Raw genomic sequence first — 18,451 nt, 5'->3', positions numbered from 1 at the left:
TGTATCTGCTGTTGTATTCAGCACGTATAACGTTATAAGTCCTGCATACAATAGCAGCATTGAGAACCTTCGGGTTGACCTATAAGCTATACTTATTAGACGAGATAATTTGATAAATGTTACAAACATTTGGATATTATTTAGGTTATTAATAGTACACTCAGCGTCTTGCCCAAAGGGTAAGAACAATGTAAGAACAAAGCTGGAGTCGAGAATTCGGCTAACGGTTCGTTCCAGAAATGGATGTCAGGTTTTATCCATATGAAAATCAGCGAAATAATTATCTTCCCACTTCATTTTTACTTTTCATGATACAACAGAAAGACTGGTTTAAGGAAAGAGCTTATCCTCATTTCACCAACAAAACTCCTAATAGAATCCGTAAAGGCGTTGAGAAATATATTAAAAACCAAAATAAGGTAACTACTCATTCATTCAGCCCATTAATCTTTAAAGAAATCAAACAAAGGAGGTATAAACTTTCTGAATTTAATGGCGAGTTACGGCGTTCACATAAAAAAACATCAAAAAATAGAGTTCAGTCAACAACAAAAATCCGTGAGATTTTGTACTCTACTCATATTGATAGTCATATTTATTCATATTACACTCAAAAAATAATTGGTCCTAAATATGAAGAGCATTTAAAAAAGGATATAGATTTAGATTTGGCAATAACTGCATATAGAAGAGTTAAAACTAAAGATAGTATAACGCACAAAAATAACGTACACTTTGCCAAAGATGTATTCGATGAAATTAAGCAAAGAGGGAATTGTGCGGTATTGGCTTTTGATATTGAAAATTTTTTCCCAAGTTTAAATCATAAATTGCTGAAGACCATATGGTGCAAAATCCTTGGTTGTAAGTCTTTACCCGAAGATCACTACAATTTGTTCAAGGCTGTAACCAACTATTCTTATGTTAGATTAAGTGATTTAAAAGTTGGTAAGAGAAGGTTTGACGAGAAAAAACTTGCACAGTTACGAAAGGAAGGTAGGGATACATACTTTAAATCAATAAAGGATTTAGTAAACTCGGATATCGTAATTCATAAAAATCAAAAGAAAAAAGACGGAGCAACTGTTGGAATTCCTCAAGGGCTTCCAATAAGTGCTTTGTTAGCTAATATTTATATGCTTCCTTTTGATTTTAATATTATTGAAAGTCTTGTCAAAGGAAAGAGAATGTTTTACCGTAGATATTCTGATGATATAGTCCTGATTTGTAATTTGGATGAAATAGAGCAGGTGGTCAAAACAATTGGTGAGGAGATTAGGAAAATCAAACTTAAAATTTCTGTTGAAAAAAAGGAAGTGACCATTTTTAAAGAATATCAAGGTAGACTACAATCCTTTCGATTAGATGAAGATGAGCTAAAATTTAACCACCCGCTATGTTATTTGGGGTTTGAATTTTATGGTTATCAAACTTTAATAAAATCAAAAAATCTTGCAACCTTCTATAGAGAAATGAAAATGGCTATTAAAAGGAAGGATGCAAGGGTAAATAGTATCAAAGAAAAATATTTACTGGATGAAGCCCCAATTTTTAAAACTAAAATATATCGGCTGTACAGCCATAAAGGAACACAATCCAGAAGAATTCCGACTAAAAGAATAGAGTTGAGGAACGGCTCACAAATCCCAAAAAGTTTCAAAAGAAAATACAGAGGTAACTTTATAAAATATGCTTACTCGGCTTCCGATATAATGGAGGCCCCAGAAATCAAAAAACAGTTACGCCGTCATTCTGTCATTCTCAGAAATACTCTAACTGAATATGATTATAGTAACGTTAGAAAGATACAAAGTCAGTAATAGGATTTTCTCTACTTTTACTTAATAATAGATTCTAGAAAAATGAGTGTTGAATTAGTATACATCATCATCGGAATAATCACTTTGACCCTTGGACTGTTCGGAGGCATGTACATCCAAAAATTGAAGACCAAATCCACCGAAGGTGTTTGGAACGAAAGGGAACACCAACTCAACAACGCCATTAAATCCCTGAATGATAAATTACTGCTCACCGATGAGGAAAAAAAAGAACTTCAGCGGGAAAAAGAACAACAGGGAAACCAGTTGGTACGGTTTCAGGCCGAAATGGAATACTTACAACGCATCAATGGTGAACAGAAAGAAGAAGTGGAAAAACTTCAGGAAAAGTTCACCAAGGAGTTCGAGAATCTGGCCAATAAGATCCTGGATGAAAAAAGTACCAAGTTCACGGAACAGAACCAGAAGAACATCAAACTCATCTTGAGCCCTCTCCAAGAAAAAATCCAGCTTTTTGAAAAGAAAGTGGAAGAAAACCAAAAGGAGAGCATTAGCATACATTCAGCATTAAGGGAACAACTCTTGAACCTACAAAGCCAGAATTTGAAAATCACCCAAGAGGCGGAAAACCTCACCAAGGCGCTGAAAGGCGATAGCAAAATGCAGGGGAACTGGGGAGAATTGGTCCTAGAACGCGTTTTGGAAAAGTCTGGTTTAGAAAAAGATAGGGAGTATAGCATACAACAAAACTTTAAACGGGAAGATGGTAGCAGGGTCATGCCCGATGTAATCATCCACCTGCCCGATGGAAAGAAAATGGTGGTGGATTCCAAGGTATCGTTAACCGATTACGAGCGGTTTGTAAATGCCCCGGATGAGGACAAACCCAAATTCCTGAAGGACCACATCAATTCCCTGCGCAGGCATGTGGAGCAACTGTCGGCTAAAAAATACGAGGACCTCTACGAAATGGAAAGTCCTGATTTTGTATTGATGTTTGTTCCCATAGAACCCGCTTTTGCCATCGCCATAAACGAGGACAATTCCCTTTACAACAAAGCATTTGAACAGAATATCGTCATTGTCACCCCTTCCACCCTATTGGCCACCTTGCGTACCATAGATTCTATGTGGAGCAATGAAAAGCAACAACGGAACGCTATGGAAATTGCTCGACAAGCCGGGGCACTCTATGATAAGTTCGTCGGTTTTATGAACGACTTGACCCAAGTGGGCAAAAAGATGGACGATGCCAAGGGGGAATACAAGAATGCCATGAACAAATTGTTCGATGGCCGTGGCAATATCATCACAAGCATTGAAAAGTTGCGTACCATGGGGGCAAAGGCAAAAAAGGCTTTGCCAGAACCCATCTTGAAGCGTGCGCAAGACGACGATCTGGAAGAACTTAATTAAAGAACCGACCATGAAAAAATTCCTGACCATTCTCATTGCCGTCATCGTGCTCGGTATCGGTGGGTATTTTGCTTTCATCTATTACGTTCCCTACAGCGTGGGCTATCGCTCCGGGGAACTCATCAAATTCAGCAGGAAGGGGGTCATGGTAAAAACATGGGAAGGTCAGATAAGTCAGGGGCTATCGGGCACCAATGTCTTTTCCTTTTCGGTGGAGGACAAGGAGAAGGACATCGTGGAAAAATTAAAGGAATACCAAGGCCAGTACATTAAAGTAACCTACAAGGAGCGCTATGCCACCTTCTTTTGGTTGGGAGACACCAAATATTTTATTACCGAGGTAGAAGTGGAAAAATCCCCTCTTTTTAGAAATTGACTATGAAAAAATTCAAATCATCCAGAGAAAGCAGGGTCTCCATTACCGAACTGATGCTCCCCTCCCATTCCAATTTTGGGGGCAAGGTACATGGGGGCCACATTCTAAACCTGATGGATCAAATTGCCTTCGCCTGTGCTTCCAAACATTCCCAAAGCTATTGTGTGACGGCCTCAGTGAACCGGGTAGATTTTCTGAATCCCATTGAGGTGGGGGAATTGGTTACGCTCAAGGCATCCATCAATTATACTGGGAAGACCTCCATGGTTGTTGGAGTGCGGGTGGAGTCCGAAAACGTGACCACGGGATTGGTAAAACATTGCAATTCCAGTTATTTTACCATGGTGGCCAAAGGAAAAGATGGTAAGAACAAGATTGTCCCAGGATTGATCTTAAAAACCAAGCAGGATATCAGACGGTTCGCAAGGAGCAAGGAAAGGAAGGAATCCGCTTTTCAAAGGGACAGCAAGTACGAGTCGGCCAATTTTAAAGTGAACGATTTTTTGGACTTTCTACGGGGCGAAAACGCTATGATGGATTTTGATTGAGCTTTGCCGCTGCGTCCTCATCCAAAAACCAAACCAGCTTCCCTGATTTGGGGTTGACCAACGATGCTGGGTAAACTTCCGATCCTTCGGTCTTTTTAATAACGGCTTCCACTTTTTCCGCTTTTGAAGCTCCCGTGACCAAAAAGGCCACTTCCTTGGCGGTGTTGATGACTTTTCCGTTGATGGACACCCTCTTTTGCCCAGAATCTGGATGGGTGGCCACCACACAATGGTCCTCGGCGTTCCAAAGTTGGATCTCATGGGGGAAAATGGAAGCGGTATGACCATCGTCACCCATGCCCAAGATTACCAAATCAAATTGGGGCACTCCATCCTCTCGATCCAAATCGATTTCCAAGAGATTGGCATAGCGCATGGCCTCACCGTTAGGGGCCTTTTCTCCCAAAATACGGTTGATGTTTCCTTCAGGCACTTCAATCTTGGAAAACAGGTGCTCCACCGTCATTTTATAGTTGCTCTCATCATCTGTCGGAGGCACACATCGCTCATCTCCCCAATAAAAATGAACCTTGTTCCAATCCACTTGATCGGCAAAATTTTCTGCCAATACATCGAATACAATCTTTGGGGTGCTTCCTCCAGAAAGTGCCACATGAAAAATGTCGTTCGCTTTGACCTTTTCCAAAAAATAGACCGAAAATTCCTCGGCAACTTCTTGTTTGTCCTTATATATTTTTATCTCCATCTATTGTTATCTTTTTGTCCTCGATAACCCAATTGTTCATTGCTGGTTGAAATCAACAAATGACACAATACCCCGGGTCATCGGCCAGATTCTCCCCTGGGTTGCGCCAGAATCCTTTTCCTTCAAACAGTTCATCGGCATTTTCAGGACCCCAAACACCAGCGGAATAACCATACATACGCACATCTTTTCCTTTTTGCCAATAATTGAGGATGGGGTCCACAAATTCCCAAGCAGCCTCTACTTCATCCGCTCGGGCGTACAAAGTGGCATCGCCCTGCATGGCATCCAACAAAAGTCGTTCGTAGGCTTCCATTACATAGGTTTCGGCCAAACTTGAATAATAAAAATCGAGATTGGCTCTTTCTACCTTAAATCCTTGTCCTGGAACTTTTACACCGAATTTGATCAAGATTCCTTCATCAGGCTGTATTCTAATGATTAGCTTATTGTCCTTGCGATGCATGCCGGGTTCGTTGAAAATCTGGTGGTGCGGTTCCTTAAAATGGATGACCACTTCGGTAACCTTCGTTGGCATCCGCTTGGCGGTCCTTACATAGAAAGGTACCCCGTGCCATCTCCAATTATCCACGTAAAATTTGATAGCTGCATACGTTTCGGTAGTGGAATCAGGGTCTACCCCATCTTCCTCTCGGTACCCTTTCACCTTTTTTCCGTCTACAACCGATTCCACATATTGGGCCCGAATGGTATTTTGGAAAAGCGCTTCTTCATCCCTCATCACCCTAAGAGACTTCAATGCCTTAACTTTTTCATTCCGGATTTCTTCGGCTTCTGCCCCAATTGGCGGCTCCATGACCACCAACGAAACAATTTGAAGTAAGTGATTCTGGAACATATCTCGCAATGCACCGGATTTATCGTAATAACCGCCACGCTTTTCTACCCCAACGCTTTCCGCATTGGTGATTTCTACATGTTCGATATAATTGCGGTTCCAAAGCGGTTCAAAAATGCTATTGGCAAATCGTGTCACCAAAAGGTTCTGTACAGTTTCCTTACCCAAATAATGGTCGATCCTATATATTTGTGGCTCCGTAAAATATTGGTGGAGGCCCTTGTTCAGGTTTTTGGCCGTTTCCAAGCTATAACCGAATGGTTTTTCCACGATCAAACGCTTCCACCCATTGTTTTGGGTATTCATGCCGGCCTCGGCCAGATTGTGCGCAATCGTTTCATAAAGGGTTGGAGGAGTGGAAAGGTAATAAATGATATTCCCTGAAGTCTTATAGGTCGCCTTCAGATCTTCCACCCGTTTGCGCAAGGTTTTATAATCGGTATCATAGCTTTCTCCTAAATCTTCGTAGAAAAGTTTATCTGCAAATCCCTTGATCTCGTCCTTGCCCAGTTTTTTGAGTTTTTCCTTCAAATAATCACTTTCATAAACCACATGGTCACGGAAAGATTCATCGGTCAATGCGCTACGACTAACGCCCAGTACCACAAAATTTTCGGGCAGGTGTTTGGCAACATACAAGTTAAAAAGGGCTGGAATCAGTTTTCTAGCAGTCAAATCTCCGGATGCCCCAAAAATTACGAGCATCTGGTTTTCGGTCTTTTTCATCATCTTTTTTTGGTTTCTGGCTGATTGCATCCAACACGCACTCCAAGGTTACACAATGAAGCCGTTTATTTTTTGAGCATAACGAATATAAGGTTTATTTTAGGTTCGTAATTCAAGAAATGGCAACCTTAGGGTTGTCTTAACAACGGAAGAAGAAAAAATACAAGATGGCAGATACGTATGATTTTGGCCTTGTGGGCCTTGGGGTAATGGGACGCAATTTTATTTTAAATGTGGCCGATAATGGATTTACCGCTTTTGGTAATGATTTGGATGAAGAAAAGGTTGGTGCATTGATCACCGAGGGAGGCGATACAGACAAAGTGAATGCCTCTTCCGACGTAAAAACCTTCGTAAATGCCCTGACCACACCCCGGAAAATCATGCTTTTGGTGCCGGCCGGAAAAGTGGTGGACATCGTCATTGAAAGTTTGTTGCCCCATTTGGACAAAGGTGACATCATCATCGATGGCGGAAATTCCTTTTTTACCGATACCGACCGTCGCGAAGCCTATTTGAAAGAAAAGGGAATCAACTTTTTTGGCGCAGGGGTCTCCGGGGGTGCCAAAGGTGCCCGAAGGGGTCCCAGCATCATGCCCGGCGGTTCCCGGGAGGCCTATCAGCACGTAAAACCCATTTTTGAAGCCGTATCCGCCAAATACAAAGGGGAGCCCTGTGTGGCCTATCTAGGCCCTAAATCGGCCGGAAACTACGTGAAAATGGTACACAACGGCATCGAATACGGGTTGATGCAACTTACTTCGGAAATCTATGACCTCTTGAAAAAAGCAGGCGGACTCTCCAATGCGGAACTGCACCAAACCTTTGGCCAATGGAACGAGGGCAGGCTACAATCCTTTTTAGTGGAAATCACTTCGGAAATCTTTGAGCAAAAAGACGACTTGGGCGATGGTGAACTAGTGGACAAGATCTTGGACAAGGCCAAACAAAAGGGGACCGGAAAATGGACCTCTCAAAATGCCATGGACCTCGGTATTCCCGTACCCACCATCGATGTGGCCGTGAGCATGCGGGAACTTTCCGCCTTGAAAGAGGAACGCATAAAAGCGGATGCCCTTTATGATCGCCCAACACCAAAAACGGTAGACAAAGCTGATTTTATCTCCAAAGCGGAACAGGCGCTATATTTTGCCTTTATCATCACCTATGCACAGGGCATGCACCAATTGGCCGATGCCTCGAAGGAATATGGGTATGAACTGGAACTGGGCGAGATCGCCAAGATCTGGAGGGCGGGTTGTATCATCCGGGCCGCTTTGCTGGCGGATATTACGGATGCCTACCAAGCCAATGAAAACTTGGAAAACCTATTGCTCTCCCCTTCCTTTGTGGAAAAAGTAAAGGAAACCGTGGATGCCGCTCGGGAAATGACGGCCTATGGTGCCTTAAACGGAATTCCTTTGGCGGGACTCTCCAACGCCCTTACATATTTTGATGCCTATACCAGCAGTAGATTGCCGCTGAACTTGATCCAGGCGCAGCGCGACTATTTTGGCTCGCACACCTATGAGCGCGTGGACCGTGAAGGGATCTTTCATACAGAATGGGAAGACAATTAATTCTAAATTTTAAATTGAAATGAAAAAACTCCTCTTCCTTTTTGCCTTCACCTTCTACCTTTTTTCCGTTTCAGCCCAAAAAGCGCCCTATGTCATCTACAACGCCAAGGGTAAAAAGGTGTCCTATGAAAAAATGTTGAAGAGTTTGGAGGAAAAGGATATGGTCCTCTTCGGGGAACTGCACAACAACCCCATTGCACATTGGTTGCAGTACGAACTCACTTCCGACCTGTATGCCAAAAGACCGCTCATTCTAGGTGCGGAAATGGTAGAGGCCGACAATCAGGATGAATTGGACGCCTATTTGGCGGGCACCATCGATTACAAAGCTTTGGATTCCACTGCCCGTCTTTGGAACAACCACAAAACCGATTATGCCCCTTTGGTGGACTTTGCCAAGGACAAAAAATTGGTCTTTGTGGCTTCCAATGTACCCCGTCGCTATGCAAGCGTGGTGTACAAAGGCGGATTTGAAGCCTTGGACACCCTTTCCGTGGAAGAAAAATCATGGATTGCTCCCCTCCCCATTGCCTTTGATCCCGAATTGCCGGGATACCAGAATATCCTCAAAATGATGGGCGACCACGGTAGTCCCACCTTGGTGATGGCCCAAGCCATCAAAGATGCCACCATGGCACACTTCATCCTAAAAAACTATAAGGAAGGAAGTTTGTTCCTCCATTATAACGGAGCCTACCATTCCAACAACTATGAAGGTATTCTATGGTACCTGAAAAAGGACCGCCCCGATTTGCAATACAGTACCATCTCTACCGTGATGCAGGACAATGTGCACAAACTGGAAGACGAAAACAAGGGCATTGCGGACTTTATCATTTGTGTGGACAGCAATATGACCACCACCTATTGAGCTAAAAGCATTTCTATTCTTTTCTTCTGAAGATTGGGATGAAATCCCAGGCTTTTCGACTCCGCTCAAGGCCCTTAAATACCTTCAGCATTGCTCTCATTGCGGAGAATTATTCCGTATTTTTAGAAATCAAAACTTTCTAAACCAATCCTCATGAAAAAATTACTCGGCACCCTGCTTCTCTTGGTGGCCATAAACCCTTTAGGGTTTAGCCAAGTGCAATCCAATTTGGAACTGTTGGACATCTTCAACATGGAGTTCGTTTCCGATCCACAGATTTCGCCCGATGGCTCCAAAATCATCTACGTGCGGAATTTTAAGGATGTGATGACGGACCGAAATCTATCCAACCTCTGGATCGTAAATTTTGATGGGTCCAACAACCGTCCGTTGACCACGGGAAACCATAACGATTTCTCACCCAAATGGTCGCACGATGGCAAAAAGATCGTTTTCAAATCCAATATGGCGGATGAAAAAATGAAATTGTACCTCATGTGGTTGGATACCAAGGAAACTATGGCCCTGACCAACACGCCACAATCCCCAGGGCAAGTGTCGTGGTCATATGATGACAAGTACGTCGCCTTTAATATGTTTGTGCCCGCCGAGGAAAAATCCATCATCAAACTACCCGCCAAGCCGGAAGGCGCCAAATGGAACGCGCCTCCCAAATACATCGACAAAATCAACTACCGTGGTGATGGCCAAGGGTATCTGAAAGGCGGAAATATGCAGTTGTTCACATTGCCTATCAGTGGTGGTACCCCAAAACAGCTTACATTCACCGAGTTTGATCATGGAGGACCCACTTGGGCCAAAGATAATGCCCACTTGTACTTCAGTGCCAATTTTCATAAGGAAGAGGAGTTTGAGCCTGCCGACAGTGAAATCTACCAAATCAGCGTAAACAGTGGAGAAATCAAGGAATTGACCAGTCGTTATGGGCCTGATGCGAATCCCGTGCTATCCCCCGACGGTACCAAGATCGCTTATCTGGGCTATGATGACCGTTACCAAGGGTATCAGTTGACCCAATTGTACGTGATGAATGCCGATGGTTCCAATTCCCAATTGATTTCCAAGGATTTTGACCGCGATGTGGAGGACATGGTCTGGAACAGTAAGGGCACTGGCCTGTATTTCATCTATACGGACAAAGGAATGGGCAAACTGGCATCCATCAGCCTTTCTGGAAAAGTGGACGACATTACCGACGGCTTGGGAGGACTCTCTTTGGGACGTCCTTACAACGCGGCCAGCTTTTCGGCATCTAACAACAATAAGTTCGCTTATACCATTGGGGATACCAGCAATCCCTCCGATTTGGGAATATCCGACACCAAAGGCAGCAAGCGTCTTACCGCCTTGAACGACGACCTGTTTTCCTTTAGGAAATTGGGTAAGGTAGAGGAAATTTGGTGGGAGTCCTCCTATGATCAACGTAAAATCCAAGGTTGGGTGGTCACGCCCCCAGATTTTGATCCTTCCAAAAAATACCCGATGATCCTGGAAATCCACGGAGGCCCATTCACCAGCTACGGTTCGGTATATTCTGCCGAGATACAGGCCTATGCCGCGGCCGGTTATGTGGTACTCTACTCCAATCCGCGCGGAAGCACCAGTTACGGGGAGGAATTCGGGAACCTGATCCACCACGATTATCCCAACCACGATTATGACGACCTCATGTCCGGCGTGGATGCCGTGCTTGCCAAAGGCTTTGTGGACAAGGACAACCTATTTGTTACCGGTGGCAGTGGTGGCGGTGTGCTTACCGCTTGGATCGTGGGTAAAACGGACCGTTTTAAGGCCGCCGTGGTGGCCAAGCCCGTAATCAACTGGTACAGCTTTGTGCTCTATGCGGACGGTATCCAATTTTTCTCTAAATACTGGTTTGGCAAAAAACCTTGGGAAGATCCTGAAAACTATATGCGCCGCTCTCCGTTGACGTATGTGGGCAATGTGACCACGCCCACCATGTTGATGACCGGTGAGGATGATTACCGTACTCCTATTGCAGAATCGGAGCAGTTCTATGCCGCGTTAAAACTCCAGAATGTGGAAACCGCCATGGTGCGCATCCCCAATTCCGGGCATGGAATTGCCAACAAACCCAGTAACTTGATTGCCAAGATTGCCAGCGTGTTGGCTTGGTTTGAGAAGTATAAGGACAAAGGATAAAGAAGTTTAAAGGCAACCATATATTCTATCCATTGTAAGTCAATATCTGCCAATGAAAGCATTTTTAACAATAGGATTGCTAATCATAAGCAATACCTTCATGGTGATGGCTTGGTATGGCCATTTGAAGTTTTCCGAGTGGAAATGGTTCAGTAAACTCGGCTTAATTTCGATTATTTTAGTAAGTTGGGGAATTGCCCTCTTTGAATATGCCTTCCAAGTTCCCGCAAACAAGATTGGTTTTAGGGAAAATGGCGGGCCTTTTAGCCTTATTCAATTAAAGGTCATACAAGAAGTCATCACGCTGGTTGTCTTTGCGGTTTTTACACTTATCGTTTTTAAAACGGAAACTTTTCGGTTAAACCACATCATCTCGTTTATTTTTTTGATCTTGGCCGTGTATTTTATGTTCAAAAAGTAGCATGTTTTTCATATCAAAGACAGAAGCATTCATGTAAATAACCAAACACCTTCAATACTAACAACATGATGAAAACAAATCTTTTAACCCTTTTCCTTCTAGTTTTGGTCGGATGCAATTCTCCAACCAAAGAAACGCCCAAAAATGACACCGAAATGGAAAAACCAACCTCCCATTTACGACATGTGGTCCTGTTCCAATTTAAGGACACCTCTACGCCTGAAGATATTGCGGCCGTGGAAGCCGCTTTTAATGAACTGTCTTTTAAAATCTCAGAGATCAAGGGATTGGAGTGGGGCCTTAACAACAGTCCCGAAAACCTGAACAAGGGGTTGACCCACTGTTTTTTTCTGACCTTTGATAGCGAAGAAGATCGTGACTCCTACCTTACCCATCCCGACCATTTGGCGTTTGTAGATATTGCAGGCCCGCACATTCAAGATGTGGTGGTCGTAGATTATTGGACGAAATAATTTCCAGCTTAAACCTATCCTGAATATCCCAAATTAAAAACCCGATTTACAAATGTAAATCGGGTTTTCGCTTTGGGTAAATCAATAGCCAAGGTAGTAGGCCAAACCATTGATTTGGGGGTTCTTAATTCCAGCCGCCGCCCAAGGCCCGGTACATGTTTACCTGGGCGAGCATCTGGTCTTTTTTGGTCTCCACAAGCTCCATTTTCGATTCCAGGGCTTCCCGTTGCGCCAAAAGCACCTCGATGTATTCCACCCTTGCGGATTGGAACAAACGTGTGGAAAGATCAATGGACTCCGTAAGGGCTTGCACTTGACCATTCTTCAATTCATAGCTCTTTTTCAAATTATCGATATTGGACAACTGATTGGCCACTTCAATATAGGCGTTCAAAATGGCCTTTTCGTACTCGTAAACCGCTTGCAACTGTCTATCCGTAGCATTCAAATACTGCGCCTTGATCGCATTCCTATTGATCAGAGGTGCTACCATGTCCCCCATTACCGAATACAGAACGGATTCCGGTGTGGTGGTCAGGTATTTGGTATCGAACGCCTCTAGACCCAAACCGGCCTTAATGGTGAACTGAGGGTAAAAACTGGCCTTGGCCGCTTTAGTATCCAATTTGGCGGCTGCCAGTTCATACTCGGCCTGACGTACATCAGGACGGTTCTGAAGCAGTTGCGAAGGAATTCCTGCATACAGATGATCAATTGGGGTATCGATAAAGTTGTCCGAAGCCCGATTGATATGCTGTGGCGACCTACCGATCAAGAAATTAAGTCGGTTTTCAACCTCCACAATCTCCTGATGGATCTCGTATTTATGGCTCTGGTTCTTCAATACCTCGGCCTGGAAACGCTGTACGGCCAGTTCCGTGGCACGAGCAGCTTGTTTCTGCAGTTTTACCATTTTAAGGGCGTTCTGCTGAATTTCCAAGTTTTGGTCGATGATGGCCAACTGGTTGTCCAACGCCATCAGTTCATAGTACGAATCCGCAATCTCTGCAACCAAGTTGGTAACCATAAAGTTCTTCCCTTCCACACTGGAAAGGTATTCGAACACGGCCGCTTTTTTCTCGTTGCGAAGCTTCTTCCACACATCGAGCTCCCAAGTTGCAAAGGCACCCAGACCATAATTGGTCAATGGTTCAGGAAACTCTTCCCCTTCCTTTATCTCGAGGTTCTTCTCCACGGCACCATTACGGGTATACTCGCCCACTTTTTCCACTTCGGCACCAGCCTGAAAGTTTACAAAGGGCAAATATTCCCCTGTCTTGGCTCGGATTACGTTCTTGGACATATCCACCCGTTGCAACATAATGTTCAACTCCTGGTTCTTGACCAAGGCAGTATCGATCAACGCAATCAGGTTGGGGTCTTTGAAAAACTCCTTCCACTGCACCAACCCCGTATTCACGGTATCAGTGGGCTGGTTTTGGTATTGTTCGGGAACCGAGGTATTCTCGTCCCGGATCTCGCGGGTGGGCACACAAGAATAGAGGGCCACTACTGCGAGAATGCCCATCAATATGGATTTACTATTCTTCATCGTTATCACCTTTTTTCTTTTTATTTCCATTTCTTGTGGTCATTTTTTTCAACAGTTTGTTCACCTCACGCAAACGGGCGCGAAGCTTACTTTCCGTGTCATTATCCTTGAACAATTCTTCGGAAATCGGTTCATCGTGCTCATCGCGGATAAGGCTTTTCCCTTCGGCCATTTTGGCGAAAATGAAATACAAACCAGGTATCAGCAATACCCCGAATATGGTACCTATAAGCATACCACCAAGGGCAGAACCGCCAATGGTACGGTTACCAATGGCACCTGCACCAGAAGCCACTACCAATGGGATCAACCCGGCGATAAAGGCAAAGGAAGTCATCAAAATGGGGCGGAACCGCTGCTTGGAACCTTCAATGGCCGCTTCCAGAATTGTGGCACCCTGCCGGTGTTTCTGAACGGCAAATTCCACAATCAATACCGCGTTCTTACCCAGAAGTCCCACCAGCATGATCACACCGATCTGTGCATACACGTCGTTGGCCAATCCCATCATCTTCAACAGGAAGAAGGAACCGAATACCCCAACAGGCAATGAAAGGATTACCGCCAACGGAAGCAGGAAGCTTTCGTATTGGGCAGCCAATACCAAATACACGAAGATCAATACCACTATGAAAATGTATAGCGACTCGTTACCCCTTTGTGCCTCATCAAAGGAAAGTCCTTCCCATGCAATGTCATATCCACGTGGCAACGTCTTCGCTGCAACCTCTTTGATGGCCGCAATGGCATCACCAGTGGTGTAGCCTTTTGCTGGGAGACCGTTAATGGCAGCGGAGTTGTACAGGTTATAACGGGTAATCTCGTTAGGACCCAAACGTTTTTCCATGGTCATGAAAGCAGAATAAGGTACCATTTCCCCTTCTTCGTTCTTCACAAAGAGTTTCTCCAAATCGGAAGGAAGCGCACGATATTCCGGGGCCGCCTGGGTATATACCTTAAAGAATCGACCGAAACGGATAAAACCTTGTTCATAGGTACTACCAATCAAAATGTTCAGGTTCTCCATGGCTTTTCCAATGGAAACTCCCTTCTGCATAGCTGCCTTATTATTGATTTTCAGTTCGTATTGAGGATAATTGGCCGCGTAGAAGGTAAACAGACCTGTCAACTCCTTACGTTGCCTTAGAGCGTCCATAAAGTTGTTGTTCACCTTTTCAAACTCGTGGTAATCGGTACCATTGGTCTTATCCAACAAACGCATGGCAAAACCACCGGAAGAACCGAACCCAGGAACGGCGGGGGGCTCAAAGTATTCTATGACCGCTCCCAGGTCTTTGGTTTCTTCCTCCAATTCTTCCATGATCTCGTGAACGGTGTGTTCCCTTTCGGACCATGGTTTTAAGTTGATCAAACACGTACCGGCATTGGAACCCCTACCCTCTGTCATGATCTCATAACCGGCCAAGGAAGAAACGGACTCCACTCCTTCTGTTTTCTCACATATTTCCTGAAGTTTACGTGCCACGGCATTGGTACGTTCCAAAGTGGCTCCCGGAGGGGTCTGGATGATCGCGTAGATCATACCTTGATCCTCGTTGGGGATGAATCCTGCGGGTAACACCTGATTGGTAAAGAAGATTCCCGCGCAGAAAGCGATAAGGATACCAAAAGTGACCACCCTTCGGTTTACGATCTTGTTCAGGACGCCCACATATCTTCCTGTAAGTTTTTCAAACTTGCCATTGAACCAATCGATAAAGCGGTTCACTGGGGATTTTTTCCTGGGTTGACCATGGGTATTCTTCAACATCATGGCACAGAGTACCGGGGTCAATGTAAGGGCCACAATGGCCGAAATCACAATAGATCCCGCCATGGTGATGGAAAACTGTCGGTAGAAAACCCCAACCGGTCCGGTCATGAACGAAATAGGAATGAACACCGAGGTCATTACCAAGGTAATGGCGATGATCGCACCCCCAATCTCACCCAAAACTTCATAGGAAGCTTTGTATGGTGTGAGATTTTCCTCATGCATCTTCACGTGCACCGCTTCCACCACCACAATTGCGTTATCCACCACAATACCGATAGCCAGTACCAAAGCGAAGAGCGTAATCAGGTTGATGGACAGTCCGAACAATTGCATTACAAAGAAGGCACCGATCAAGGAAACGGGTACCGCAATGATCGGGATAAGGGTAGAACGCCAGTCTCCCAAGAAGAGGAACACGACAATGGCCACCAAAATAAAGGCATCCCGAAGGGTGTGCAATACCTGCTCAATGGAGGCATCCAAGAAGTTGGAAACGTCATAACTGATCTGGTAATCTATCCCAGGAGGGAAATCGGGCTCCAATTCCTTCAATTTGGCCTTCACTTCCTTTATAACATCGCTACCATTACTGTCGAACGTTTGTTTCAATACGATGGATGCGGACGGTTTTCCATCCAAGTTGGAATAAATATCGAAGAACTCACTACCGAGCTCCACATCGGCCACATCTCCTAATTTTAAGATTTCACCATCCTCGTTGGCCTTGATGATGATCTCTCGGTATTGTTCCGGTTCGTTATATCTATCCTGATACACTAATACGTATTCAAGGGACTGGGCATTTTTTCCGGAACTCTGCCCCAATCTACCTGGTCTGGCAATGATACTCTGCTCTTCCATGGCCTCCAACACCTCTTCTGCAGAAATGCTATAAGCACGCATACGGTCCGGTTTCAACCAAACCCTCATGGCGAACTTACGGCTACCCAAAATCTGGGCCGTGGCTATACCATTGATCCTTTGTATTTCGGGGATGATTTTGGTGTATGCATAGTTGTATAGGAACCTCTCATCCGTATTGTCTTTTTTACTGTATAGGTTCACGTACATCAACATACTGGGGATTACCGGGGTAATGATGACCCCTTCCCGCTGCACCAGATCGGGCAACAATGGCATAACCTGGTCTACCCGGGTCTTGACACGTACCACCGCTTGGTTGGGATCCGTCCCCGGTTCAAAAATGATACGAACGGTTCCTTCCCCGGCACTGGTGGCATCGGAAGCTATATAACGCATGCCCTGCACTCCGTTGATGGCCGTTTCCAAGGGAATCAAAGTTGATTTCACCAATACGTCGGCACTAGCTCCGGGGTAGGCTATGAATATGTTTACGGTTGTTGGTGCAATCTGTGGAAACTGTGAAATGGGCAACTGCTTGATTGCAAGCATACCCGTGAACACAATGATCACAGAGATTACTATGGCCAGTACTGGCCTATGTATAAACTTTTTAAACATCTTTTTTGAAGATTTAGGTTGTTACTCGGCGTACAGGTCCAGACTGGACAAAATTTTGTCCGGCTTTTCGAACGTATAGTGAATTTTCTCTCCGTTCTTGACCATACGGATACCTTCCAACAATACTTTATCATCTTTGGAAAGTCCTTTTTCCACTACAAATAGATGTTGCAGTTCGGCACCTATCTCTATTTCCCTTTGGCTTACCTTACCTTCTTTGTCAATGACAAAGACATACTTCTTGTCCAACACCTCAAAGGTTGCCTTTTGTGGGATCAACATGGCATTTTTAAGGGGAACTGTCATTAGGATACTCCCTGTTTCACCATGTCTGAGAATTCCATCGGGATTAGGGAAGGTGGCACGAAAAGCGATGTTTCCTGTTTCGTTGTTGAATTCACCTTCTATGGTTTCCACAATGCCATCTTGGTTGAATTTTTTGTTGTTGGCCATTAAAAGCTCCACTTGTTGTTTGCTTCCCTTTTTGGTACTGGTAATATAATCCAGGTACTCCGCTTCGGGAACGTTAAAGTAGACCCACATTTTGCTGTTATCCGAAAGGGTGGTCAACAACTCCCCTTCATCCAAAAGGCTTCCCTCCCGAGCTTCCAAATGATCCATGATACCATCAAAAGGAGCACGGATATCGGTAAAGCCCAAATGGGTCTCCGCAAGGGCTACTTCTGCTTTGGCCCTATCGAATTCTGCCTTTGCCATGGCCAATTCGTTGGCAGAAACCACATTACCATCAGCAAGCAATTTGGTGTTTTTATATTGGATTTCGGCTACCTCTGCCTCGGCCTTTGCCTTTTGAAGATCGGCCTGGTATACGTTTGGCATAATGTAGAACATTTTCTGACCTTTGGTCACTGTCTGACCCTCATCCACATAAATATGTTGCAGGTATCCTTTTTCCAAGGCCCTCAACTCAATATGCCTTATGGAATGGATCTGGCAGACATAGTCTTTGGTTATGGAGGTATCCTTTAGAATAGGGCTGGACACCAAGAATTTGGTCTCGACCTCGGTTTCATGCTTTTTGGATTCGCAGCTTGTATTGTAACATAGCAGTACAATAAAGCCAATGAAGAAGGGAATTCTCCTCATAGTTCTAAATGTTTAAAAATGGTTTTTGAAATGATTTAGGGAAGTCCTAATCCTTTATCATGGACCTGTCCCCTGGTTATTGATGATTACTCAAAGTGCTGTGCAAGAATGGTTCCGTGAAAAAATGGGACCATTGAAAAGAAAATCCTAAATGCGGAATACCTGGAACCTGATGTACCGTTTAAGGGGCGTAGTTTGGGAACCATAGGGTATGGCTCCTAAATCATTATCAGGTAAATAGGTGAATTGCCCCGATTGGGAAGTATAAAAAAAAGCAGTCAAATAACTGCCAAACTCTAAATTTAAATCATGTGAAGCTGCTTCTTCTTCCCTTTCTTCTTGTTCCTCCACCTCCGTTTCGGTACAATATTTTTTTTCAGGGTTGTATTGAAGTGATCCAATGGAATCTATATGTTCAAGATTTTGGCCAGCTTCCAGATAGCAAGCGCTTTCTTCATCAATCCCGTCCTGGGCATCAGCATAAAGATTGATAAACCCTCCCAAGAGGAGAAGGCAAAGGGGAAATAAATATCGCCTAAACGCTTTTTTCATTTGGGGAACAAAACTAGGTCAAGCAAAGATTTTCAACAAA

15 protein-coding genes are annotated in these 18,451 nt (G+C 44.3%); 9 read left to right on the top strand and 6 right to left on the bottom strand.

Features of this window, described 5'->3' with window-relative positions:
- Positions 1-308 precede the first annotated feature (308 nt).
- Genes GTK07_RS11620 through GTK07_RS11605 form a run of 4 tightly spaced genes read left to right on the top strand, consistent with a single transcriptional unit; the run spans position 309 to position 4,121 of the window.
- Positions 309-1,820, top strand: a complete 1,512-nt coding sequence (locus GTK07_RS11620; RefSeq protein ID WP_163635409.1) for a reverse transcriptase domain-containing protein — start codon at positions 309-311, stop codon at positions 1,818-1,820.
- 42 nt (positions 1,821-1,862) lie between these two features.
- Positions 1,863-3,197: a DNA recombination protein RmuC gene (locus tag GTK07_RS11615; protein WP_163635408.1), complete on the top strand. Its 1,335-nt coding sequence runs from the start codon at positions 1,863-1,865 to the stop codon at positions 3,195-3,197.
- Between the two features lie 10 nt (positions 3,198-3,207).
- Positions 3,208-3,573: a 6-phosphogluconate dehydrogenase gene (locus tag GTK07_RS11610; RefSeq protein ID WP_163635407.1), complete on the top strand. Its 366-nt coding sequence runs from the start codon at positions 3,208-3,210 to the stop codon at positions 3,571-3,573.
- A gap of 2 nt (positions 3,574-3,575) precedes the next feature.
- The gene (locus GTK07_RS11605) at positions 3,576-4,121 is read left to right on the top strand and encodes an acyl-CoA thioesterase (RefSeq protein WP_163635406.1); all 546 of its coding nucleotides are present in this window, start codon (positions 3,576-3,578) and stop codon (positions 4,119-4,121) included.
- Here GTK07_RS11605 and pgl read toward each other — a convergent pair.
- Positions 4,102-4,827: a 6-phosphogluconolactonase gene (pgl, locus tag GTK07_RS11600; protein ID WP_163635405.1), complete on the bottom strand. Its 726-nt coding sequence runs from the start codon at positions 4,825-4,827 to the stop codon at positions 4,102-4,104. The genes GTK07_RS11605 and pgl overlap by 20 nt on opposite strands.
- Before the next feature lie 52 nt (positions 4,828-4,879).
- Entirely contained in the window at positions 4,880-6,412 is a 1,533-nt protein-coding gene (gene zwf, locus GTK07_RS11595; protein ID WP_163635569.1) for a glucose-6-phosphate dehydrogenase, read from the bottom strand.
- Positions 6,413-6,579: 167 nt separating this feature from the next.
- Here zwf and gndA point away from each other — a divergent pair, with 167 nt between their 5' ends.
- From gndA to GTK07_RS11570, 5 genes are all read left to right on the top strand, one after another.
- A complete protein-coding gene (gene gndA / locus GTK07_RS11590) occupies positions 6,580-7,992 on the top strand; it encodes an NADP-dependent phosphogluconate dehydrogenase (protein WP_163635404.1) in 1,413 nt (470 codons plus the stop codon).
- Between the two features lie 19 nt (positions 7,993-8,011).
- Positions 8,012-8,863, top strand: a complete 852-nt coding sequence (locus GTK07_RS11585) for a ChaN family lipoprotein (RefSeq protein ID WP_163635403.1) — start codon at positions 8,012-8,014, stop codon at positions 8,861-8,863.
- A 153-nt stretch (positions 8,864-9,016) separates the two neighbouring features.
- The gene (locus tag GTK07_RS11580) at positions 9,017-11,047 is read left to right on the top strand and encodes a S9 family peptidase (protein WP_163635402.1); all 2,031 of its coding nucleotides are present in this window, start codon (positions 9,017-9,019) and stop codon (positions 11,045-11,047) included.
- A 52-nt stretch (positions 11,048-11,099) separates the two neighbouring features.
- Positions 11,100-11,468, top strand: coding sequence for a DMT family protein (locus tag GTK07_RS11575; RefSeq protein WP_163635401.1), 369 nt, complete (start codon positions 11,100-11,102; stop codon positions 11,466-11,468).
- A 155-nt stretch (positions 11,469-11,623) separates the two neighbouring features.
- The gene (locus GTK07_RS11570; RefSeq protein WP_313790804.1) at positions 11,624-11,941 is read left to right on the top strand and encodes a Dabb family protein; all 318 of its coding nucleotides are present in this window, start codon (positions 11,624-11,626) and stop codon (positions 11,939-11,941) included.
- A 124-nt stretch (positions 11,942-12,065) separates the two neighbouring features.
- On the opposite strand, the gene GTK07_RS11565 is transcribed toward GTK07_RS11570, so the two are convergent.
- The 4 genes from GTK07_RS11565 to GTK07_RS11550 form a co-directional block, all read right to left on the bottom strand.
- Positions 12,066-13,523 carry a TolC family protein gene (locus GTK07_RS11565; protein WP_163635399.1) on the bottom strand — a complete coding sequence of 486 codons (1,458 nt, stop codon included), beginning with the start codon at positions 13,521-13,523 and terminating at the stop codon, positions 12,066-12,068.
- Complete coding sequence (locus GTK07_RS11560) at positions 13,483-16,752, bottom strand: efflux RND transporter permease subunit (RefSeq protein WP_163635398.1); 3,270 nt, start codon at positions 16,750-16,752, stop codon at positions 13,483-13,485. The genes GTK07_RS11565 and GTK07_RS11560 overlap by 41 nt, the downstream gene beginning before the upstream one ends.
- 21 nt (positions 16,753-16,773) lie before the next feature.
- Positions 16,774-17,859, bottom strand: a complete 1,086-nt coding sequence (locus GTK07_RS11555) for an efflux RND transporter periplasmic adaptor subunit (protein WP_163635397.1) — start codon at positions 17,857-17,859, stop codon at positions 16,774-16,776.
- Positions 17,860-18,006: 147 nt separating this feature from the next.
- Positions 18,007-18,411 carry a hypothetical protein gene (locus GTK07_RS11550; protein ID WP_163635396.1) on the bottom strand — a complete coding sequence of 135 codons (405 nt, stop codon included), beginning with the start codon at positions 18,409-18,411 and terminating at the stop codon, positions 18,007-18,009.
- Positions 18,412-18,451 lie beyond the last annotated feature (40 nt).

The sequence above is a fragment of the Flagellimonas sediminis genome, from assembly GCF_010500845.1.
Classification (GTDB): domain Bacteria; phylum Bacteroidota; class Bacteroidia; order Flavobacteriales; family Flavobacteriaceae; genus Flagellimonas; species Flagellimonas sediminis.
The sequence above is the reverse complement of the archived record's forward strand: the minus strand, read 5'-3'. Positions and strand labels throughout refer to the sequence as shown.

Excerpts from the sequence above, each read along its gene's own strand:
- GTK07_RS11620 (WP_163635409.1), top strand. The coding sequence starts at position 309 with ATGATACAACAGAAAGACTGGTTTAAGGAAAGAGCTTATCCTCATTTC.
- GTK07_RS11615 (WP_163635408.1), top strand. The coding sequence starts at position 1,863 with ATGAGTGTTGAATTAGTATACATCATCATCGGAATAATCACTTTGACC.
- GTK07_RS11610 (WP_163635407.1), top strand. The coding sequence starts at position 3,208 with ATGAAAAAATTCCTGACCATTCTCATTGCCGTCATCGTGCTCGGTATC.
- GTK07_RS11605 (WP_163635406.1), top strand. The coding sequence starts at position 3,576 with ATGAAAAAATTCAAATCATCCAGAGAAAGCAGGGTCTCCATTACCGAA.
- pgl (WP_163635405.1), bottom strand. The coding sequence starts at position 4,827 with ATGGAGATAAAAATATATAAGGACAAACAAGAAGTTGCCGAGGAATTT.
- zwf (WP_163635569.1), bottom strand. The coding sequence starts at position 6,412 with ATGAAAAAGACCGAAAACCAGATGCTCGTAATTTTTGGGGCATCCGGA.
- gndA (WP_163635404.1), top strand. The coding sequence starts at position 6,580 with ATGGCAGATACGTATGATTTTGGCCTTGTGGGCCTTGGGGTAATGGGA.
- GTK07_RS11585 (WP_163635403.1), top strand. The coding sequence starts at position 8,012 with ATGAAAAAACTCCTCTTCCTTTTTGCCTTCACCTTCTACCTTTTTTCC.
- GTK07_RS11580 (WP_163635402.1), top strand. The coding sequence starts at position 9,017 with ATGAAAAAATTACTCGGCACCCTGCTTCTCTTGGTGGCCATAAACCCT.
- GTK07_RS11575 (WP_163635401.1), top strand. The coding sequence starts at position 11,100 with ATGAAAGCATTTTTAACAATAGGATTGCTAATCATAAGCAATACCTTC.
- GTK07_RS11570 (WP_313790804.1), top strand. The coding sequence starts at position 11,624 with ATGGAAAAACCAACCTCCCATTTACGACATGTGGTCCTGTTCCAATTT.
- GTK07_RS11565 (WP_163635399.1), bottom strand. The coding sequence starts at position 13,523 with ATGGAAATAAAAAGAAAAAAGGTGATAACGATGAAGAATAGTAAATCC.
- GTK07_RS11560 (WP_163635398.1), bottom strand. The coding sequence starts at position 16,752 with ATGTTTAAAAAGTTTATACATAGGCCAGTACTGGCCATAGTAATCTCT.
- GTK07_RS11555 (WP_163635397.1), bottom strand. The coding sequence starts at position 17,859 with ATGAGGAGAATTCCCTTCTTCATTGGCTTTATTGTACTGCTATGTTAC.
- GTK07_RS11550 (WP_163635396.1), bottom strand. The coding sequence starts at position 18,411 with ATGAAAAAAGCGTTTAGGCGATATTTATTTCCCCTTTGCCTTCTCCTC.